At 72.2% G+C, this 20309-nt stretch carries 17 protein-coding genes; 12 read left to right on the top strand and 5 right to left on the bottom strand.

What is annotated here, in order from left to right; all coding sequences use genetic code 11:
• Position 1: 1 nt before the first annotated feature.
• Both AC1Q49_RS08515 and AC1Q49_RS08510 read right to left on the bottom strand, forming a co-directional pair.
• Positions 2–1633: an ABC transporter permease subunit gene (locus AC1Q49_RS08515; protein ID WP_492491602.1), complete on the bottom strand. Its 1632-nt coding sequence runs from the start codon at positions 1631–1633 to the stop codon at positions 2–4.
• A 69-nt stretch (positions 1634–1702) separates the two neighbouring features.
• On the bottom strand, positions 1703–2956 hold the full coding sequence (locus tag AC1Q49_RS08510) for a sugar ABC transporter substrate-binding protein (RefSeq protein WP_101305990.1): 1254 nt from the start codon (positions 2954–2956) through the stop codon (positions 1703–1705).
• Between the two features lie 233 nt (positions 2957–3189).
• On the opposite strand from AC1Q49_RS08510, the gene AC1Q49_RS08505 reads away from it, so the two are divergent.
• From AC1Q49_RS08505 to AC1Q49_RS08490, 4 genes are all read left to right on the top strand, one after another.
• Positions 3190–4203, top strand: coding sequence for a LacI family DNA-binding transcriptional regulator (locus AC1Q49_RS08505; RefSeq protein WP_060959325.1), 1014 nt, complete (start codon positions 3190–3192; stop codon positions 4201–4203).
• Between the two features lie 69 nt (positions 4204–4272).
• Positions 4273–5835 carry a methionine--tRNA ligase gene (gene metG / locus AC1Q49_RS08500; RefSeq protein ID WP_492491599.1) on the top strand — a complete coding sequence of 521 codons (1563 nt, stop codon included), beginning with the start codon at positions 4273–4275 and terminating at the stop codon, positions 5833–5835.
• A gap of 143 nt (positions 5836–5978) precedes the next feature.
• Positions 5979–6872 (top strand): TatD family hydrolase, encoded by an 894-nt coding sequence (locus AC1Q49_RS08495; protein WP_492491597.1) that lies wholly within the window; start codon positions 5979–5981, stop codon positions 6870–6872.
• Positions 6873–6940: 68 nt separating this feature from the next.
• Positions 6941–7639: a hypothetical protein gene (locus AC1Q49_RS08490; protein WP_492491595.1), complete on the top strand. Its 699-nt coding sequence runs from the start codon at positions 6941–6943 to the stop codon at positions 7637–7639.
• 29 nt (positions 7640–7668) lie between these two features.
• On the opposite strand, the gene AC1Q49_RS08485 is transcribed toward AC1Q49_RS08490, so the two are convergent.
• The 3 genes from AC1Q49_RS08485 to AC1Q49_RS08475 all read right to left on the bottom strand — a co-directional run bounded on the left by AC1Q49_RS08485 (position 7669) and on the right by AC1Q49_RS08475 (position 11376).
• Positions 7669–8955 (bottom strand): MFS transporter, encoded by a 1287-nt coding sequence (locus AC1Q49_RS08485; protein WP_492491593.1) that lies wholly within the window; start codon positions 8953–8955, stop codon positions 7669–7671.
• 160 nt (positions 8956–9115) lie between these two features.
• Positions 9116–10072, bottom strand: a complete 957-nt coding sequence (locus AC1Q49_RS08480; RefSeq protein WP_101305995.1) for a LacI family DNA-binding transcriptional regulator — start codon at positions 10070–10072, stop codon at positions 9116–9118.
• On the bottom strand, positions 10069–11376 hold the full coding sequence (locus AC1Q49_RS08475) for a glutamyl-tRNA reductase (protein ID WP_492491591.1): 1308 nt from the start codon (positions 11374–11376) through the stop codon (positions 10069–10071). The genes AC1Q49_RS08480 and AC1Q49_RS08475 overlap by 4 nt, the downstream gene beginning before the upstream one ends.
• A 148-nt stretch (positions 11377–11524) precedes the next feature.
• Here AC1Q49_RS08475 and hemE point away from each other — a divergent pair, with 148 nt between their 5' ends.
• Genes hemE through hemL form a run of 8 tightly spaced genes read left to right on the top strand, consistent with a single transcriptional unit; the run spans position 11525 to position 20302 of the window.
• Positions 11525–12601 carry a uroporphyrinogen decarboxylase gene (gene hemE, locus AC1Q49_RS08470; protein ID WP_492491613.1) on the top strand — a complete coding sequence of 359 codons (1077 nt, stop codon included), beginning with the start codon at positions 11525–11527 and terminating at the stop codon, positions 12599–12601.
• Entirely contained in the window at positions 12598–14109 is a 1512-nt protein-coding gene (locus AC1Q49_RS08465; protein ID WP_492491589.1) for a protoporphyrinogen/coproporphyrinogen oxidase, read from the top strand. The genes hemE and AC1Q49_RS08465 overlap by 4 nt, the downstream gene beginning before the upstream one ends.
• A 9-nt stretch (positions 14110–14118) precedes the next feature.
• Entirely contained in the window at positions 14119–14808 is a 690-nt protein-coding gene (hemQ, locus tag AC1Q49_RS08460; protein WP_205282636.1) for a hydrogen peroxide-dependent heme synthase, read from the top strand.
• Positions 14808–16049 (top strand): ferrochelatase, encoded by a 1242-nt coding sequence (locus tag AC1Q49_RS08455; protein ID WP_492491587.1) that lies wholly within the window; start codon positions 14808–14810, stop codon positions 16047–16049. Before hemQ ends, AC1Q49_RS08455 begins: the two co-directional genes overlap by 1 nt.
• On the top strand, positions 16046–17224 hold the full coding sequence (hemC, locus tag AC1Q49_RS08450; RefSeq protein WP_492491585.1) for a hydroxymethylbilane synthase: 1179 nt from the start codon (positions 16046–16048) through the stop codon (positions 17222–17224). The genes AC1Q49_RS08455 and hemC overlap by 4 nt, the downstream gene beginning before the upstream one ends.
• On the top strand, positions 17221–18003 hold the full coding sequence (locus AC1Q49_RS08445; protein WP_492491583.1) for a uroporphyrinogen-III synthase: 783 nt from the start codon (positions 17221–17223) through the stop codon (positions 18001–18003). Before hemC ends, AC1Q49_RS08445 begins: the two co-directional genes overlap by 4 nt.
• Positions 18000–18995, top strand: a complete 996-nt coding sequence (hemB, locus tag AC1Q49_RS08440) for a porphobilinogen synthase (protein WP_061782172.1) — start codon at positions 18000–18002, stop codon at positions 18993–18995. Before AC1Q49_RS08445 ends, hemB begins: the two co-directional genes overlap by 4 nt.
• Positions 18992–20302 carry a glutamate-1-semialdehyde 2,1-aminomutase gene (hemL, locus tag AC1Q49_RS08435; protein ID WP_492491581.1) on the top strand — a complete coding sequence of 437 codons (1311 nt, stop codon included), beginning with the start codon at positions 18992–18994 and terminating at the stop codon, positions 20300–20302. The genes hemB and hemL overlap by 4 nt, the downstream gene beginning before the upstream one ends.
• Positions 20303–20309 lie beyond the last annotated feature (7 nt).

Raw genomic sequence — 20309 nt, 5'->3', positions numbered from 1 at the left:
GTCAGTTCAGCTCCTCGAGAACCTTGGTCTGGCGGAAGCTGAGGTAGGAGATGACCGCCACCAGCACGAAGATGATGATCGAGAACGCGCTGGCCAGTCCGTAGTCGCGCTCCGCGCCGACGAAGGCCACCTTGTAGACCATCGAGATGAGGATGTCGCTCGCGCCCACGTTGATGGTGGCGTCCGCGAACCGCGGCCCGCCGCCGGTCAGCATGTAGATCAGGTTGAAGTTGTTGAAATTGAAGGCGAACGACGAGATCAACAGCGGCGCGACCGACACCAGCAGCAGCGGGAACTTGATGTGGCGGAAGATCTGCCACACACCCGCGCCGTCGACGCGGCCGGCCTCCTGGATGTCGTCGGGGATGGCCTGGATCGCCCCCGTGGTGACGAGGAACATGTAGGGGAAGCCGAGCCAGAGGTTCACGACCAGGATGGAGATCTTGGACAGCAGAGGGTCCTGCAGCCACGGGATCGACGCCCCGCCCAGGAGCGTCTGGTTGATGAAGCCGAAGTCCTGGTTGAACATGCCCTGCCAGACCAGGGCGGACAGGAAGGCGGGGAAGGCGTAGGGCAGGATCATGATGACCCGGTAGTACTTCTTGCTCTTCATCCGCGGATCGTTGAACACGATCGCCAGGAACAGGCCGAGGGCGAACGTGGTCGCCACCGACAGGATCGCGAACACGAACGTCCAGACGAGCACCGCGAGGAACGGGCCCCGGATGGACTCGGTCGTGAACGCCCGTACGAAGTTGTCGCCGCCGACCCAGACCTGCCAGCCGGTGGCGAGGGTCTGCCCATCGGCGGACGCGAACGAGCCGTTGCCGTTGTCGGTGTAGACGACACCGGTGTCGGTGTTCGTCATCGTGTCGGCATCCGCGTCCCACACGAGCGTCGAGACGTACTGGTAGGCCGTCGAGCCGTCGCGGGTCTGCAGCGTGCCGTCGTTCGGATCGTCCGAGAAGGGCACGGCCATCGCGGACACGGCCTGCTGGTCGGCGACGAGACGGGCGAAGTCCAGCGTCGTGTAGCCGGGCAGCGAGACGGCGCGGTCGCCCGAGAACTCGGCATCCGGCGCCGCGGCGAGAGGCCGGTCGGCGCCGCCGATCTCGGCCTGTCCGTCCGGCGTGGTGACCAGGAAGAAGAGGGCGCCGTCCTTCTCGAGCACCGACACGGGGTAGGCGGCGGAGTCCTCGACGCGCTGCTGGTTCTGGATGAGGAGCGCGTTGACCGCATCGTCCTTGCTGGACACGTGGCCCGAGCCGTAGTTGGTGAAGGCGATGTAGATGCAGTACAGGACGACGAAGATCTGGAAGACGAAGAGGAAGACGAGCCCGGGGGTCAGGTACTTCGCGGGAAGCAGGCCCGGCTTCAGGTACACGACGTTGATCGCGAGGATGCCGAGGGCGACGACGGCGGCGACGAGGAGGCTGTCCTTGGTCAGCAGCACCAGGATCGCGTAGACCGCCATCGCGTCGATGATGCCGAGGCAGACGATCTTGACCAGCCACACCTTCCAGCCGGCGCCGGCGGCTTCCGCCCAGGCCTCGGCGCGTCTGCGGCGCCGAGCGGCGGCGCGGTCTTCGGGCGCACGCGTCGGGGGCGGCGCGGCGATGGTGGGGCCAGTCATCTTCGACTCCTGTCGGAAAGGGTGGGGGAGCGGTGGGGGGGGGGGGGGCGGCCGCCCCTCCTCGCGGGATCAGCCGAGCTTGCTCGTGATCGAGTCGGCCATCGTGGTCCACTCCGCGGTCGGGTCGGAGACGCCCTTGATGAGGGCGGCCTCCGTCTTGCCCCAGTCGTCCCAGACCGAGCCCATCTGCGGGATCGAGGGCATCGGCACGGCGTTCGCGCCGACCTTCGCGAAGCCCTCGACGATCGGGTCGGACTGCGCGGCCTCGAAGGCGGCGGTCAGTGCCGGCGGACGTCCGCCAGCCTGGAAGAGCGCCGTCTGGACATCGGCGGTGGCGATGTAGTTGACCAGGAACTCGTTGGCGATGAGGGCGTTGCTGCTCTTGGCGCTGAGGAAGAACGTCTGCACGCCGGCGAACGGCTGGGCGTCGCCGCCGCCCGCGGTGGGGATGGCGTCGACGGCGACGTCGATGCCGGCCTTCTGGGCATCCGCGACGTTCCACGGGCCGGTCAGGAAGTACGGCGACTTGCCGGCGTTGAAGGCCTCCTTGGCGAGGTCGCCGGAGAGGTTCAGGTTCAGCACCTTGGTGCCGGTGTCGCCCTGCGCGGCGAGCCAGGCGGCGAACTTCTGTCCGCCCTCGTCGCCGATGGTGAGCTTGCCGGCGTCGTAGGAGCCGTCGGCGTTGCGGGCGAACACCGAGGTGCCGAACGACGTCTGGAACGGGTAGAGGTGGTACGGGTCGGATGCCTGCGGGTCGAGTCCGACGACGAACGGGTACTCCGTGCCGGCGGCGCGGCCCTTGGCGATCATCTCGTCGTAGGTGGCCGGGGTCGAGTCGGCCAGCGCGGTGTTGCGCAGCACCGCGATGTTCTCGATCGCGTAGGGCAGTCCGTAGGTCTTGCCTTCGTAGGTGACGGCTTCGACGGCGACCTTCTCGAAGTCGGCGGCCTTGTCGCCGAGCTCGACCGGGGCGACGATGCCGTCCTTGACGAACGCGCCGATCCAGTCGTGGCCGCCGATGGTGATGTCCGGGCCCTTCCCGGTCGGAACCTGCGCGGTGAACTCGTCGCGGATCTTGCCGTAGTCCTTGACGACGAGGTTGACCTTCACGCCCTTGTCCTGCTCGAACTTCTTCGCGACGTCCTCCAGTGCGCGTGCGCGGTCGGCGTCGACCCAGACGGTCAGCTGGCCGCTGGTCGCGGCCCCCGCGTCTGCGCTGCCGGTGGGCTGTGCACTCGAGCCGCCGGAGCAGCCGGCCAGTGCCAGGATGCCCGACGCGACGAGCAGTCCGAGGGCGACGGCGCCCTTCTTCTTCACCTTCATCGGTGTGCCTCTCTCTGGGATCACAGGGGGAGAGGGGCCGTAGCTCGGCTGCTCCGCCGCCCTGGGGTGATGTCGCACCGGGTGCGAACGCCCTCAATTGTGCGGTCGGAAATCGAAAGATAACGGCTTCGTTATCGAACTGTGACCGGTTACAGTCTCCCGACTGTGATCGGTTACAGTGAGGGGTGCTCTTCGAGCGGGAATCGTTGTAGACACCGGTAGAGTCGGCTCTCGTGACACCGAGCGACGTGCCGAGGAAGCCGACCATCCGCGACGTGGCCGCGGCGGCCGGCGTCTCGTACGGAACGGTGTCGCGTGTGCTCAACGGCGGACACTGGGTGTCGCCCGAGGCTCGGGCCGCCGTCGACGCCGCGATCGTCTCCACGGGCTACACCACCAACCAGGCGGCGCGGAGCCTTGCGACCGGGAAGACCGGCTCCCTCGCCTTCCTGCTGACCGAGTCGCAGCACGTCCTCCTGTCCGACCCGAACATGGCGCTGCTGCTGCGCGGCGCGACCGACGCGGTCTCCGAGCGGGGGATGACGCTCGTGCTCCTCATCGCCGACACCGAGCGCGAGCAGGCCAACGCCGAACGCTACGTCCGCGCCGGTCACGTCGACGGCGTGCTGCTCGTCTCCTCGCACGACTCCGACGATCTGCTCGGCTCGCTCGTGAACGCCGGCGTGCCGACGGTGTGCTCCGGCATCCCCCTGTGGGAAGGTCTCGCCGTGCCGCACGTCGCGATCGACGAGGTGGGCTCGGCGCGCACGATGACGCGGCACCTCATGGATGCCGGACACCGCCGCATCGCCCTGATCACCGGGCCGCTGGACACCCCCAGCGGACGCTTCCGCCTCGACGGCTTCCGCGAGGAGCTCGGTGAGCGCTTCGACGAGGACCTCGTCGAGGTCGTGGCGTTCACGCGCGACGCCGGCGCCGCGGCGATGTCCCGCCTCCTGGAGCGTGCCCCCGACGTGGATGCCGTGTTCGCGGCGAGCGACCTGCTCGCCGTCGGCGCGGCGCAGACGCTCGCCGCGCAGGGGCGTCGCATCCCGCAGGACATCGCGCTCGCCGGCTTCGACGACTCGGGTCTCGCCGAGGCGCACACGCCGCCTCTGACCACGATCCGCCAGCCCTGGGCGCAGATCAGCGCGACCATGGTCGAGATGGTCATGGACGCCATCGCCGGCCGCCAGCGCGACGCCGTCGTCCTTCCCACGACGCTGATCGTCCGCGAGAGCGCCTGACGGCGCGTAAGGGCTCCGCGGCGTCGTCACACGGGGGAGGCGACAGTCGCCCCGAACTAGAATCGACGGGTGACATCTGGTCAGTCCTTCTACATCACGACGCCGATCTACTACCCGAGCGATCTGCCGCACATCGGCCACGGGTACACGACGGTCGCCGTCGACACCCTCGCGCGCTGGCATCGCCAGGCGGGAGACGACACCTGGATGCTCACCGGCACCGATGAGCACGGGCAGAAGATGCTCCGCGCGGCGGCCGCGAACGGCGTGACGCCGCAGGAGTGGGTCGACAAGCTCGTCACCGAGTCGTGGTTCCCGCTGCTGAAGACGCTCGACGTCGCCAACGACGACTTCATCCGCACGACGCAGCCGCGCCACGAGGAGCGCGTGCAGCAGTTCGTGAAGGCGCTCTACGACCGCGGCTACATCTACGCGGGCGAGTACGAGGCGCTGTACTGCGTCGGCTGCGAGGAGTTCAAGCCCGAGGCGGAGATCGTCGACGGCACCGGGGCGTTCGAGGGCCTCAAGGTCTGCGCGATCCACTCCAAGCCGTTGGAGCTGCTGCAGGAGAAGAACTACTTCTTCAAGCTGAGCGAGTTCCAGGACCGCCTGCTGGAGCTCTACAAGACCGAGCCCGACTTCGTGCGGCCCGAGTCGGCGCGCAACGAGGTGGTCTCGTTCGTGCGGTCCGGGCTGAAGGACCTGTCGATCTCCCGCTCGGCGTTCGACTGGGGCATCACCGTGCCGTGGGACCCGTCACACGTCATCTACGTGTGGGTCGACGCGCTGCTCAACTACGCGACCGCGGTCGGGTACGGCACCGATCCCGACCAGTTCGCGCGGCGCTGGCCGGCCTACCACGTGGTCGGCAAGGACATCCTCCGCTTCCACGCCGTCATCTGGCCCGCCATGCTGATGGCGGCCGGGCTCGACGTGCCCCGCGGAGTGTTCGCCCACGGGTGGCTGCTCGTCGGCGGTGAGAAGATGTCGAAGTCCAAGCTGACCGGCATCGCCCCGACCGAGATCACCGACGTGTTCGGTTCGGATGCGTACCGGTTCTACTTCCTCTCGGCGATCGCGTTCGGCCAGGACGGCTCGTTCTCGTGGGAGGACCTGTCGGCGCGCTACCAGGCCGAGCTCGCGAACGGTTTCGGCAACCTCGCCTCGCGCACGACCGCGATGATCGAGAAGTACTTCGAGGGCATCGTGCCGCCGCCGGCCGCGTACACGGAGGGCGACCTCGGCATCCAGAAGATCGTGGCGGATGCCGCGTCGGCCGCCGATGCGGCCATGGAGCGGTTCCGTCCCGACGAGGCCATCGCCGCGATCTGGACGATCGTGGATGCGCTGAACGGCTACATCACCGAGAACGCGCCGTGGGCGCTGGCGAAGGACGACGCCCAGCGCGCGCGCCTCGCAACGGTGCTGTACACGGCGGCGGAGGGTCTGCGCGCCCTCGCGGTGCTGCTCAGCCCGGTGATGCCGGTGGCGACGCAGAAGCTGTGGGTGGCGCTCGGGCATGCGGGGCGTCTCCAGGACCAGCCGCTGCGTGAGGCCGGGAGTTGGGGCGTGCTCGTCCCCGGTACGAGCGTGAACGGGCTCGAGCCGCTGTTCCCGCGCATCGACCAGTAGGAATTCCCGCCCGTCCCGCCCGTCTGTGTCCCACTTGCGGCGCGGCATGTCCCCAAAGATGCTCCCTGGGGGTGCGCTATTCGACAGAGAGTGGGACACGGAGGCGCGGCGGGGCCAGTGCGCCGGAACGAAGAAGAGAGGGGATGCCGGTGAGCGACGCCGTTGATCCGTCGACGTACGTCCGCGTGCGTGAGAAGAGCGCGCGCGACGTCTCGTACCCGCCGGCGCCGGAGCCCCTGCCCGTGCCGGTGTACGACAACCACACGCACCTGGAGATCGAGGACGGCGAGGGGCTGCCGCTCGACGAGCAGCTGCGTCGCGCGGTCGAGGTGAACGTGATCGGGGCCGTGCAGGCCGGCGGCGACATCGAGTCGAGCCGGTGGTCGGCGTGGGCCGCGGCATCCCACCCCCGCGTGCTGGCGGCGGTGGCGATCCATCCCAACGAGGCACCCGCGTATGCCGAGCGAGGCATGCTCGCCGAGGCGATCGCGGTGATCGACGAGCTCGCCGCGCAGCCGCGCGTGCGCGCGATCGGCGAGACGGGGCTGGACTTCTTCCGCACCGAGGAGACGGGACGTCCCGCGCAGTTCGAGAGCTTCGAGGCGCACATCGCGCTGGCGAAGAAGCACGCCATCGCGATGCAGATCCACGACCGCGACGCGCACGAGGCCGTGCTGGAGACGCTGGAGCGGGTCGGTGCCCCCGAGCGGACGGTGTTCCACTGCTTCTCCGGCGACGCCGACATGGCGCGCATCGCCGCCGACCGCGGCTACTGGCTGAGCTTCGCGGGCAACATCACCTTCAAGAACGCGCAGAACCTGCGCGACGCGCTGGCGGTGACGCCGCGCGAGCGGATCCTCGTCGAGACCGACGCGCCGTTCCTCACGCCCACGCCGCTGCGCGGTCGGCCGAACGCGCCGTACCTGATCCCGGTGACGGTGCGCTTCATGGCCGAGGAGCTCGGGATGCCGCTCGACGAGCTGTGCGCGCAGTTGGCGGCCAACACGCTCGAGGTCTACGGCGCGTTCGAGGACTGAGCGGCGCCGATCGGCCCACTCGCTCTCCTCGCCCCCCGGCATCGCCCGCCGTCCGGCACACTGGGGATATGGAGTTCGGCGGGGTCCTCCCGGAAGACGCGCCCGATCCGAGAGTCGCCTCGGACGCGCGGCTGCGCGCCGTCGCGTTCCCGGTCTTCCAGTTGCGCCCGCAACCGGGCATCACACGTCTGCCGATCACGGGCTTCACGGAGAGTTCGGGGTGGGCAGGTCACGAAGAGCTGACGGTGGAGTTCTCCTACACACTGTGGCGGTACCCCGAGGACCGGTCCGATCCGAGGAATGAGATCGAACTCGACGAGCAGACACGGCGTTCCATCGAGGAGGAACCGCCGTGGGGGCGACCAGCCTGGCTCGTCGAACAGGCCCAGTTCCTCCGATACCCGATGCTGTGGAGCGCCGTCCGCACGGCGTGGCAGGCATCGCCCGACCCGGAGAGGCATGCGCTCGCCCCGCTGCTCGTCGACCACACAAATGACGTGCTGCGTAACGTCTACCGCGAGGAGCTGGGGCTGCCGGCGATTCCCACAGGTTTCCCGGATGACGGCGGCTGGCGCGCGACGCCGACGTCGGTGGCCCCGGCCTCGCTCACCGTCGACGGCCGCGACCGCTCCGGCCTGCACATCGACACCGACCCGTTCGTCTACGCTTTCGGGTTCCGTGCAGACGACAGTGTCGTCTGCACGATCGTGCTGCCGCGGGACAGTCTGCCGTTTCTCCACCTGGGGATCACGACCCTCCCACGATGAGACGCGCACGCGCGGACGTTCGTGCCTCGTCACCGGGGCTCGTCGGCACCGCTGTCCGTCTCTGCCAACACCGGCTTCGCCGCGGCGATCGATGAGATCGAGCGCCAGACGAGGAGGAGCGTCAACGCCGATCCGCCGAACGCGAACCACCAGGGCGCTGTGAGGCCCCAGGTCTGAGCGATCACGCCGCCGAGCGCCTGACCGATCACGAGCCCGGCGAAGACGCCGACCATGTTCACCGACGCGATGCGGCCCTGCAGCGCCAACGGCACGAGGCGCTGGCGGACGGTGGTCGAGATCGTGGCCCACACGAACGCGTACACGCCGAAGCCGAACATGATCACGAACGCGATCGCCGGCACCGTCGTCAGCGCGAAGGCGAGATGCATGACCACTTCGAGCGTCAGACACACCCGCATGAGCGTCGCGAACGAGACGCGCCTCTCCAGCGCGCCGAAGATCCCGATCCCGACGAGCCCACCCAGCGCGGATGCCGTCGTCAGCGCTCCGTAGCCGACCGGCCCCATGCCGAGGTGGTCGGTGGCGTACAGGACGAGGATGCCCCAGGGGGCGGCCCAGGTGATGTTGAAGACCAGGATGATCATCACGAGCGTGCGCACCGGCGGGTTCGCGCGCAGCCAGCGAAGGCCCTCGCGGATCGGCTGAGCGGGCCGCTCGGCATCAGTCTTTTCGCGCTCGGGGATCGGCGTACGGGCGATCCGTGCGATGAGCACGATGGCCAGTGTCACGCAGACGATCTGGGTGACGAACGGCCAGAACGATCCCATCGCGAACAGGAAGGCGCCGAGCGGCGGACCGGCGAGCTGGTTCGCGACCAGGTAGCCGGCCTGCAGCCGGGCGTTGCCGAGACCGAGATCCGCGGGGCGGACGAGCATCGGCAGCAGCGTGCTGCCGGCCGTGTCGGCGAACACCTCCGCCGTGCCGTACAGGAACGCGGCCACCAGCACGATCCACACGCTGACGGCGCCGGTCACGAGGAAGGCGACGAGGCCCGCGACGACGAGCGCGCGCAGGGCGTTCGCGACGATCACCATGCGGCGGCGGTCGTGATGGTCGGCGACGGAGCCCGCGAACAGTCCGAACAGCAGCCACGGCAGATACTGCATCATCGCCCCGGCGGCGACGAGGATCGGCGAGCTCGTCAGCGAGGCGATGAGCAACGGGGATGCCGACAGTGCGATGCCGTCGCCGAGGTTGCTCGTCCACGACGAGGCCAGCAGCCAGCGGAAGTCGCGGCCGAGGCGGCGCGGCGCGACGATCTCGCCGAGGGGGCGGCGGGTTCCGAGCGTGGGCATCCTGACATCGTAGGTGCGGCCGCCGACGTGCCGAACTCCTCCAGAATCATGACCGCCGCGCGGCGGACGCCGCGAAACCGGGGCTCCGCGGCCGCGGGCCGGCGTCGTTGGAGGAGTTCGGGACGAGTCGGCGGGCGGCAGGCCGCGCCGGCCGTCGGGCTCAGCGGGTGGTCGAGCCGCGGACGAGCTCGTAGGGCAGCTCGATCGAGCGCGGCGCCTCGCCGGCGTCGAGCGCGGCGAACATGACCTCGGGGGCCTTCTCGGGGTGCAGGCACAGGTGGGTGACGCCCAGTCGGGTGTTCATCTCGCAGTCGATCGTGCACAGGACGAGCAGTTGCACGTCGCGCGGCATGACCGTGTCGATCTCCTCCAGGTGCAGGTAGATCTCCGGCCCCTCCTCGCAGTACGCGAAGACGGCGTCGACGTCGGCATCCAGGAGCTCGTGCAGCGCGGGCACGAGGCGTCGGCGCCCGGCATCCACCCGGGCCACCAACGGTGTGCGCCCGTTGAGGGCGCTCCAGGCCAGGTAGGCGCTCTCGCCGAGCTGGTCGCGCGGGACCTCGCTCTCGTCCACGAGGAACCCGATGCGCTGCGCTCCGGCGTCGGCCAGATGCGCGAGGCCCGCGCGCACGGCCGCGGCGTAGCCGGTGCGGATCGTCAGCACTCCGCCGGGGACGGTGAGGTCGTTCGCGGCGACGGGGATGCCGGCGGCAACGGCGTCGCGCAGGATCGTGCGGTCATCGGCGGGGTCGGGGAAGTAGAGCGCGTCGATCTGCGCGCCCGACAGGAGGTCGGGGCGGCTGTCGGGCAGCACCGTCACGGTGAAGCCCCGCGTCGCCCCCGCCTCGACGAGCGCGTCGAGCTGGCGTGCGCGCTGCAGCGCCCGGCGCCCGTCCTGCAGCGAGTTGGCGGCCATGACGAAGCCGATCGACATCGTGCGGCCGCTGCGCAGCGCACTCGCGTGCTTGTTGGGCGCGTAGCCCAGTTCGGCCGCGACGGCCTTGATGCGCTCCCGCGTCTCCGCGCTGAGGTTGCCGCGGCCGTTGAGCGCCTGGCTGATCGCCGCCGTCGACACCCCCGCCCGCGCGGCGACGTCGCGGAGCGTGACGCGTGTCATCCGCGTCCGCCGTCGCCGTCGCCGTGGTCGCGCGCGTCGCCGGCATCCGTGCGGGTGCGGGGATCGCCGGCGGCGGGGAAGACGGTGTCCACCGCGTGGGTCCAGGCCGTTCCGGAGCCCGCGGCGGCCAGCGTGTGCCCCTGGGAGATCAGCCCGTGCAGCAGCGCGCCGGAGAAGTGCCGCAGGGCGGCCTCGGTCTCCGCGCTCCCGCCGCGGGTGCGCGCCCGCTCGAGCTCGCGGTCGAGCACCGCTTGAACGTGGGTGCGCATGTGGACCACCGCCGGTGCCACCTCGTGCACGCGCCGCGCCATCGCGTGACGCTGCGCCGCGGTCTGCACGATCAGGCGGGCCTCGCCGATGGTGGCGAACTCGTCGATCGGTGCGTGCACGCGGATGGTGTCGAGGTCGAGCAGCTCGATCTCCGGAAGCGATCGGAGCCCCGGATCGACGTTGCGCGGCATCCCGAGATCGATGATCAGCTGCGGCGTGGCCAGTCCGGCGCGCGCGGCGCCGTGGTTCTCCACGTCGAGGGCGTAGGTGTCGGTCGTGGTCGTGCAGGTGACGATGACGTCGGCGCGGGCGGCCTCGGCGGCGAAGTCCTCGGCCGACACCGCCGTCAGGTGCTCCCGTTTCGCGAAGCGGTCGCGTCCGGAGCGCGAGTGCACGCGGATGTCGACGGCGCCGACGTCGCGCAGGGCCGCGAGGGATGCCGCGGCGTAGCGCCCCGTGCCGATCAGGAGCACGCGGGCCTGTTCCCAGGAGCCGAGGCGGGAGCCGGCGAGCTCGACGGCCAGCCGCACGAGCGATCGGCCCGACTCGCCGAGCCTGGTCGAGTTCTTGACGGCGCGCGAGGTCTCCGTCGCGCGCTGGAAGAGATGCTCGAGGGGTGCGGTCGTGACCCCCTCCCGCCGGGCGGCGTCGAGGGCGCGGCGCACCTGTCCGGCGATCTCGTCCTCGCCGACGGCGACCGAGTCCAGGCCCGACGCCACCGAGAAGAGATGCTGCGCGACGTGGTTGCCGTGCGCGAAGTCGACCGTCTCGCGCACGTCGCGGAAGGGGAGCGCCGACAGCTCGGCGAGGCGTTCCATCGCGGCATCCATCGCCGGCAGCGGCGAGGCCTCGTCGGGCCCGTCGGCCAGGTCGAAGTAGGCCTCGAACCGGTTGCAGGTGGCCAGCACGACCGCTCCGCGGATGCTCTCGTGCGCCGCCGTCAGGTCGGTCGCGACGGTGTTTCCGACGACCGACAGCCGCTCCAACGCCTCGAGGGGAGTGGTGCGCTGATGGGCGGAGAGGCAGACGAGCACGCGGGTCCAGTCGGATTCGGATCGGAAGGGAACGTGATTAGTATAACGATTAACGCCCACTCGAGTCCGTCCCGTCGGGAGCATCATCATCACCTCCTCCACCGCCGCCGCTCACCCCCTGACCGCGCACGGCACCTCCGCCTCACGTCTGGTCCGTGCCCTCCGGGGCGAGCGTCCCGAGACGACGCCGGTCTGGTTCATGCGCCAGGCCGGGCGCTCCCTGCCCGAGTACCGGGCGCTGCGTGCCACCGGCACGATGCTCGACGCGTGCCTCACCCCCGAGCTCGCCAGCGAGATCACGATGCAGCCGGTGCGGCGGCACGGCGTGGATGCCGCGGTCTTCTTCAGCGACATCATCGTGCCGCTGCACCTCGTCGGAGTGGAGGTCGAGATCGCGGCCGGTCGCGGTCCCGTCTTCCGCCACCCGGTGCGGACGGCGGCCGAGATCTCCGACCTCGTGCGGATCGACCCCGCTCTCGTGGAGGAGCGCGGCGACGCCGTCGTGGAGGCGGTGCAGCGCACCGTGGCGATGCTCGCGGAGGAGGGAGACCGCCGCGGCGAAGCGCTTCCCCTCATCGGTTTCGCCGGAGCGCCGTTCACGCTCGCGGCCTACCTCGTCGAGGGCGGTCCGTCCAAGGATCACCTCGCCGCCCGCAGCCTCATCCACTCCGAGCCGGCGGCCTGGGCCGACCTCACCGCCTGGCTCGCCGAGGTCACCGGCCGCTTCCTCGCCCTCCAGGTGCGTGCCGGGGCGAGTGCGGCGCAGCTGTTCGACTCGTGGGCCGGCGCGCTCGCCCCGGCCGACTACCGGCGTGCCGTGCTCCCGGCATCCGCGGCCGCGCTGGAGCCCGCCCGCGCCCTGCGCGGGGAGGGCATCGACGTGCCCCTGATCCACTTCGGCGTCGGCACGGGTGAGATCCTCGCCGACATGGCCTCGATCGGCGTGGATGCGCTCGGCGTCGACTACCGCGTCGACCTCGACGACGCGGTGGCCCGGATCGGCCGCGACGTGACGGTGCAGGGAAACCTCGACCCGGCGCTGCTGTTCGCTCCGGAGGACGTGCGCCGCCGCGCCGCGCACGCCGCCCTCGATGCCGGGCTCGCCGCGCGGGCGCACGTGTTCAACCTCGGCCACGGCGTGCCGATGAACACCGATCCCGCCGTGCTCACCGACCTCGTACGCACCGTGCACGACTGGCGCGCCCCCGCGGAGTCCGTGCGGTGAGTGCCGTCTCCACGGCGCCGCCCGCGACGGATGCCGACGTCATCGTCGTCGGCGCCGGCATGGGCGGGCTCGTCGTCGCCCATGACCTCGCCCGCGCCGGGTACGACGTGATCGTCGTCGACGCGGCGTCCGAGGTCGGCGGGCTGCTGCGGCGGGGAACGCTCGCCGGCGTGGACATCGACCTCGGCGCGGAGTCGTTCGCCACGCGCACCGACGCCGTCGCCACGCTCGTGGCCGATGCCGTGCTCGACCTGGAGCTGGTCGCGCCGCGCCCGCAGGGCGCGTGGCTCGCGGTGGCCACCGAGGACGGCGTCACCCGCGCCCGCCTGCCGCGACGGACCGTTCTCGGCATCCCCGCCGACCCCGAGGCCGACGACGTCGTCGCGATCATCGGTGCCGACGGCGCCGCGCGGGCCCGGGCCGAGCGGCGCCTGCCGGTCGAGGCGGATGCGGAGCCGTCGTTGTACGACCTCGTCGCCGATCGTCTCGGCGCTCGCGTGGCCGACCGTCTCGTCGACACGCTGTGCCGCAGCGTCTACTCGCGGCCCGCCGCCGACGCGCGGCTGTCCGCGCTGCACCCCGGCCTCTGGCGCGAGTTCGTCGCGCGGGGCTCGCTCCTCGAGGCCGCGGATGCCGTGGCGACCGGTCTACGCGCCGGCGCCGCCGTCGGCGGTGTCCGCGGGGGCATGTGGCGGCTTCCGGCGGAGCTCGCGGATGCCGCGGCGGCGCACGGCGCGAAGATCCGCACCGGCGTCGCGGTGCGTGCCGTGCGGTCGGATGCCGAGACGGTCACGGTCGACACGGCCGGCGGATCGCTGTCGGCGCGTCACCTCGTGATCGCGACGGGCCCCGCGGAGGCGGCGCGTCTGCTGGCGGGTGCGGGCGTTTCGACTCGCTCCGCTCGCTCAACGACCGGGAGCGTCCCCCGGTCGTCGAGCGAGGAGCGTGCCCGTGCCCCCCGGTCGTTGAGCGAGGAGCGCAGCGACGAGTCGAAACGCGCCCCCGCGCCGACGGCGGCGGGCGTCCGCCTCGTCGCCGCCGCCATCGCGCACCCCGGCCTCGCCGCCGAGCCGGTCGGATCGGGCGTCATCGCCGACCCGGCGCTGCCGACGGCGGCCAAGGCGCTCACCCACATCTCCGCCAAATGGGACTGGGCGCGCGCGGCGGTCCCCGACGGCATCCACCTCGTGCGGCTGTCCGCCCGCGACGCCTGCGCCGGCACCCTCGCCTCGGCCGACGACGTGGCGCGCGAGGTCTCGATCCTCACCGGCGTCGAGGTGGCCGCCGCCGACGTCGTCGACCTGGTCGTCCAGGAGTGGCCGGATGCCGTCGCCGCGGCCGCCGCTCCCGACGGGCTTCCGGCGCACGTCCATGCGGCCGGGGCCGTCGCGGCAGGGACGGGCCTGGCCTCCGTCATCCCGCACGCCCGCGCGCTCGCCGCCCGCATCGACGGTGCGCTGGCCGCATCCCCATCGCCGACCTCTCTTCCCACCCACCCGGTTTCCTAGGAGCACCGCATGACCGCACAGACCCCGCTCGGATACACCCTCTTCGCCGTCCTCGCCGGGCCCCGCCCGCGCGTCGCCGCGACGGACGCGGCGGCGATCGCCGAGCTCTCCGAGGCCGTCGCCGCGGTGACGGCCGGCGGCGTCACCGTCCGCGGCCTGTACGACGTCACCGGCATGCGCGCCGAGGCCGACCTCATGATCTGGCTGCACACCACGCCCGGCGAGGTCGACGACCCGGCCGTCCTGCAGAAGGCGCTGCGCACCCTCCGGCGCACCGCGGCGCTGGAAGCGCACACGGCGGTCTGGACGGCGATGGGCGTGCACCGGGAGGCGGAGTTCAACAAGCGGCACGTGCCCGGCTACCTCCGCGGCGAGAGCGCCCGCGGCTGGCTGTGCCTGTACCCGTTCGTGCGCAGCTACGAGTGGTACCTGCTGCCCGACGAGGAGCGCGCCGCCATGCTCGCCGAGCACGGCCGCAAGGGTGCCCGCTTCACCGACGTCGTCGCGAACACCGTCTCCACGTTCGGCCTGAGCGACTACGAGTGGCTGCTGCCGCTGGAGAGCGACGACCCGATCCACCTCGTCGACATGATGCGCGACCTGCGCGCCACCGACGCGCGCCGCCACGTGCGCGAAGAGGTGCCGTTCTACACGGGCCGACGGCTCGAGCTGGACGAGCTCGCGGAGGTGCTGAGCTGATGGCCGAGAACATCGCCCCCCACGCCGCAGCTGCGGCGCCGTTCCGCCCCAAGCCGGCGCGCGCGAGCGCCGCTCCCGTCTGCGGCGACGGATGCCGGGTGCCGGCCGCGACGGTGGCGACGTGCGCCGGCGAGCCGCACGTCAGCGTCCCGACGGCGTATGACGGCGTGCTGCTGCTGGGCTTCGGCGGCCCCGAGGGTCAGGACGACGTGATCCCGTTCCTGCGCAACGTCACGGCGGGCCGCGGCATCCCCGACGAGCGCCTGGAGGAGGTCGCGCACCATTACCGCCACTTCGGCGGCGTCTCGCCGATCAACGAGCACAACCGCGAGCTGAAGGCGGCCCTGGACGCCGAGCTCGCCGCGCGCGGACTCGACCTGCCGGTCTACTGGGGCAACCGCAACTGGATGCCGTACGTCGCCGACGCGCTGCAGGATGCTCACGATGCCGGTCATCGGCGCCTGCTCGCGATCGCGACGAGCGCGTACAGCTCGTACTCGTCGTGCCGGCAGTACCGCGAAGACCTGGCGGATGCCGTGGAGGCGACCGGCCTGTCCGGCGAGGTCGAGATCGACAAGGTGCGCCAGTTCTTCGACCACCCGGGCTTCGTCACGCCGTTCGCCGAGGGCGTCGCCGAGGGACTCGCCGCCCTCCACGCGCAGGGCTTCGCCGACGATCAGATCGAGATCCTCTTCTCCACCCACTCGATCCCGAACAGCGACGCCGACCGCTCCGGTCCGCCCGAGCGCGGGTTCGGCGCCGGCGGGGCCTACGTCGCGCAGCACACGGCGGTCGCCGAGGCGATCATGGCGCGCCTCGCCTCGTCGTGCGCCTGGCAGCTCGTCTTCCAGAGCCGGTCGGGCCCGCCGCAGGTGCCGTGGCTCGAGCCCGACATCAACGACGCGATGGCCGAGCTCCCGGCCCGCGGGCGCCGGGCCGTGCTGATCGTGCCGCTCGGCTTCGTCAGCGACCACATGGAGGTGCTCTGGGACCTCGACACCGAGGCGATGGAGACCGCCGAGGAGCTCGGCCTGATCGCCCTGCGCACGCCCACCCCGGGCACGCATCCGGCGTACGTGTCGGGTCTCGTCGATCTGATGGTCGAGCGCCTGGACGGCACCCCGGCCGCGGACCGCCCGCACGAGACCGACCTCGGCCCCTGGTACGACGTGTGTCGTCCCGGATGCTGCGAGAACAAGCGCCTGGGCTTCCAGCCCGCGCTCGCCGGGATCGCGCCGTGACCGTGACCGACGCGTCCGGCGCCGCGCCGCTGCGCCTCGGCACCCGTGCGAGCCTGCTCGCCACCACGCAGTCGGGCCACGTCGCCGCGGCGCTCCGGGCGGCGACCGGCCGCGAGGTGGAGCTCGTGCCGATCACGACGGCGGGCGACGTGCTCACGGGGCCCCTTGCACAGCTCGGCGGCACCGGTGTCTTCGTCGCGGCGCTTCGCGAAGCCCTCCTCCGCGGGGAGTGCGACCTCGTGGTGCACTCGATGAAGGATCTGTCGACCGCCGAGGTCGACGGCCTCGCGATCGCCGCCGTGCCGCCGCGCGCGCCCGTGGGCGATGTGCTGTGCGCCCGTGACGGCCTCACGCTCGACACCCTGCCGCACGGTGCGGTCGTCGGCAGCGGCTCGCCCCGCCGGGTCGCACAGCTGCTCCGTCGCCGGCCCGATCTGCAGGTCCGCGGCATCCGCGGCAACGTCGACACACGGCTGCGGAAGGTCGACGAGGGGGAGTACGACGCGATCGTGCTCGCCGAGGCCGGCCTGACCCGCATCGGCCGCACCGACCGGATCACCGACCGCTTCGCCGCGGACGGCTGGCCGACATCGGCCGGGCAGGGTGCGCTGGCGGTCGAGGTGCGATCGGACTCCGCGGTCGCCGCGCAGATCGCCGCGATCAGCGATGCGGATGCCGAGGTCACCGCGCTCTGGGAGCGCGCCGTGCTGCGGCTGCTGGAGGCCGGCTGCGCCGCGCCGGTCGGCATCTCGGCCCGGCTCGCGGAGGCGGCGGGTGCGGACGTTTCGACTCGCTCCGCTCGCTCAACGACCGGTGGCCTCGTCCCGGTCGTTGAGCGAGGGCCGCAGGCCCGAGTCGAAACGCTCGGCGCGGCGGCGGATGCGGACGTTTCGACGGGCTCCGCTCGCTCAACGACCGGTGGCCTCGTCCCGGTCGTTGAGCGAGGGCCGCAGGCCCGAGTCGAAACGCTCGTCACGCTGGTCGCCGAGGTCTACGCCCTCGATGGCGCCCGCGCCGTCCGCGTCGCGCACACCGCCACCCGTGAGGAGCTGGCCGACGCCGCCGGGCGCGATCTCGCCGCGGCATCCGTCGTCGCGGCGCTCATGGATGCCGGCGCCGGCGATCTCGCCGACCTCGGCCCGCGCGCCACCGGCGCGGAGGGAGCCGGACGGTGACCGCCCTGGAGGGGGCGCGGGTGCTCGTGCCGCGCGGCGGCGCCTGGGGTGAGCGGATCGCGCAGGAGCTCGCGGCGCGCGGCGCCCGGCCCGTGATCGCACCCGTGATCCGCACCGCGCCGCCCCGCGACGCCGCCGCGCGCGACGCGACGTTCACCGCGCTCGCCGACGGGCGCTACGCGTGGCTCTTCGTCACCAGCGCCGCGAGCGTCGAGCAGCTCGCCGGCTTCCTCTCCGCGCAGCGGCGGACCCTGCCGGACACCCTCGAGATCGCCGCCGTCGGTCCGTCCACGGCCCGCGCGGTGGGTGCCCTCGGTGCGCGCGTCGCGTTCGTCCCCGGAGGACGCTCGTCGGCGCAGACGATGATCGTGCAGTGGACCGCGGCGCACGACGCGGCATCCACCGGGCGCTGCCTCGTCGTCCGCTCGGACCTCGCCGCCGCGGTCGTCAGCGACGAGCTCGAGCTGCGCGGCTTCGCGGTGGACGTCTGCATCGGCTACCGCACCGTCGGCGTCGACCTCGACCCGGCGGTCGCGGGGGAGCTGCACGACGGGCGGTTCGACATCGTCCTGCTCACCTCGCTGAGCGTCGGTCGCGAGCTGCGCCGCCAGGTCGGCACCCTCCCGGCATCCACCCTCGTCGCCTCGATCGGACCGGGCACGACGCGCGACGCCGAGCGTCTCGGCTTCACCGTCGGCCACACCGCCCGCACGCAGAGCATCGACGCCCTCATCGCCGAGCTCGACTCCTCATCCCGACGTCTGGAGGTCACCCCATGACCACGTTCCCCGTCCGCCGCCTGCGGCGCCTCCGGCAGACGCCGGCGCTGCGCCGGCTCGTGTCCGAGACCGACCTGAGCGCGCGTCGTCTCGTGCTGCCGGTGTTCGTCAAGGAGGGCATCGCCCAGGCGCAGCCCATCGCCAGCATGCCCGGCGTCCAGCAGTACCCGATCGAGCAGCTCGCCGCGCTCGTCGACGACGCCGCGGAGGCCGGCATCGGCGGCATCATGCTCTTCGGCGTTCCCGCGGTGCGCGACGCCGTCGGCAGCGGCGCGACCGACCCCGACGGCATCCTCAACCGGGCGATCGCCGTCGCGGCGCGCGCGGCGGCCGGGCGCCTCACGGTGCAGGCCGACCTCTGCCTCGACGAGTTCACCGACCACGGCCACTGCGGCGTGCTCGCCGCCGACGGGAGCGTCGACAACGACGCGACCCTCGAGGTGTACGCGCGGATGGCCGTCGCCCAGGCGGAGGCCGGCGCCGACGTCCTGGGCCTGTCCGGCATGATGGACGGCCAGGTCGCCGCGTGCCGTGCCGCCCTGGATGCGGGGGGACGCAGCGACGTCGTGATCCTCGCCTACTCCGCCAAGTACGCCTCCGCCTTCTACGGCCCCTTCCGCGACGCCGTCGAGTCGACGCTCACCGGCGACCGCCGCACCTACCAGCTCGACCCGGCCAACGGCCGCGAGGGCGTGCAGGAGGCGCTCGCCGACATCGACGAGGGCGCCGACATCGTCATGGTCAAGCCCGCCGGGCCCTACCTCGACGTGCTGGCCGAGGTCGCCGCCGTCTCGTCGGTGCCGGTCTGGGCCTACCAGGTGTCGGGCGAGTACGCGATGATCGAGCACGCCGCCGCGGCCGGGGTCATCGACCGCGAGCGTGCGATCGGGGAGACCCTCCTCGGCATCCGCCGCGCCGGCGCCGAGGCGATTCTGACGTACTGGGCGATCGAGGTCGCCGGCTGGATCCGAGAGGGACGCGCACTCGCATGACCGACACCAACGACGCCCTGTTCACCCGTGCCCGCGCCGTCATCCCGGGCGGTGTGGACTCGCCCGTGCGCGCCTACGGGTCCGTCGGCGGCACGCCGCGCTTCCTCGTCGAGGCCGCGGGTCCGTACGTGACGGATGCCGAGGGCCGCCGCTACGTCGACCTCGTCGCCAGCTGGGGTCCGGCGCTGCTCGGCCACGCCCACCCCGAGGTCGTCGCCGCCGTGCAGGAGGCCGCGGCACGCGGTCTGTCCTTCGGGGCGCCCACGCCCGCCGAGGCGGAACTGGTCGAGCTCATCGTCGAGCGGGTGCCCGCCGTGCAGAAGGCGCGGCTGGTCTCCACCGGCACCGAGGCGACCATGACGGCGATCCGTCTGGCGCGCGGAGCGACCGGCCGCGACCTGCTCGTGAAGTTCGCCGGTCACTACCACGGGCACTCCGACGGCCTGCTCGCGGCGGCCGGGTCGGGGCTCGCGACCTTCGCGCTGCCCGGGTCGGCCGGCGTGCCCGAGGCGGTCGCGGCGCAGACGCTCGTCGTGCCGTACAACGACCGGGTCGCGCTGGAGGAGGCCTTCGCCGCCCACCCCGGTCGCATCGCCGCGGTCATCACCGAGGCTGCGGCCGCGAACATGGGTGTCGTGGCCCCGGCATCCGGGTTCTCGGTCTTCCTCGCCGACCTCTGCCGGCGTGAGGGCGCCCTGCTGATCAGCGACGAGGTGCTCACCGGTTTCCGCGCCGCGCCGGGCGGCTACGCGCAGGTGCTCGCGGAGGCGGGGGAGACGGTCGTCCCCGACCTCGTCACGTTCGGCAAGGTGATCGGCGGGGGTCTGCCGGTCGCAGCCGTCGGCGGTCGCGCCGACGTCATGGATCTGCTGGCCCCGCTCGGTCCCGTGTACCAGGCGGGGACCCTGAGCGGGAACCCGGTCGCCGTGGCCGCGGGACTGGCGACCCTCCGTCTCGCCGACGACGCGGCCTACCTCCGGCTGGGACAGGCCGCCGACGCGGTCGCCGACGCGACCACGCGCGCGCTGGCCGAGGCCGGTGTGCCCCACGTGCTGCAGCGGGCGGGAACCCTCTTCAGCGTGTTCTTCGGTGCGGACGTCGTCGGCGGGGTGCCCGACTACGGGGCGGCGCAGCGACAGGACACCGCCGCCTACGGCCGGTTCTTCCACGCGATGCTGGATGCCGGGATCTCGCTGCCGCCGTCCGCCTTCGAGGCCTGGTTCCTCACCGCCGCCCACGACGACGCGGCCGTCGCGCAGATCGTCGACGCCCTGCCCGCGGCCGCCCGCGCCGCGGCCGCCGCCTAGGTTCCCG

This window comes from Microbacterium sp. MPR-TSA4, assembly GCF_058792815.1.
Note: the sequence above shows the minus strand (reverse complement) of the source record. Positions and strands in the feature narration are given on the sequence as shown.

What these genes read in the sequence shown, in the direction of transcription:
- AC1Q49_RS08515 (WP_492491602.1), bottom strand. Translation starts at nt 1,633, where the DNA reads ATGACTGGCCCCACCATCGCCGCGCCGCCCCCGACGCGTGCGCCCGAA.
- AC1Q49_RS08510 (WP_101305990.1), bottom strand. Translation starts at nt 2,956, where the DNA reads ATGAAGGTGAAGAAGAAGGGCGCCGTCGCCCTCGGACTGCTCGTCGCG.
- AC1Q49_RS08495 (WP_492491597.1), top strand. Translation starts at nt 5,979, where the DNA reads ATGCCGGTGAGCGACGCCGTTGATCCGTCGACGTACGTCCGCGTGCGT.
- AC1Q49_RS08490 (WP_492491595.1), top strand. Translation starts at nt 6,941, where the DNA reads ATGGAGTTCGGCGGGGTCCTCCCGGAAGACGCGCCCGATCCGAGAGTC.
- AC1Q49_RS08485 (WP_492491593.1), bottom strand. Translation starts at nt 8,955, where the DNA reads ATGCCCACGCTCGGAACCCGCCGCCCCCTCGGCGAGATCGTCGCGCCG.
- AC1Q49_RS08480 (WP_101305995.1), bottom strand. Translation starts at nt 10,072, where the DNA reads ATGACACGCGTCACGCTCCGCGACGTCGCCGCGCGGGCGGGGGTGTCG.
- hemQ (WP_205282636.1), top strand. Translation starts at nt 14,119, where the DNA reads ATGACCGCACAGACCCCGCTCGGATACACCCTCTTCGCCGTCCTCGCC.
- AC1Q49_RS08455 (WP_492491587.1), top strand. Translation starts at nt 14,808, where the DNA reads ATGGCCGAGAACATCGCCCCCCACGCCGCAGCTGCGGCGCCGTTCCGC.
- hemB (WP_061782172.1), top strand. Translation starts at nt 18,000, where the DNA reads ATGACCACGTTCCCCGTCCGCCGCCTGCGGCGCCTCCGGCAGACGCCG.
- hemL (WP_492491581.1), top strand. Translation starts at nt 18,992, where the DNA reads ATGACCGACACCAACGACGCCCTGTTCACCCGTGCCCGCGCCGTCATC.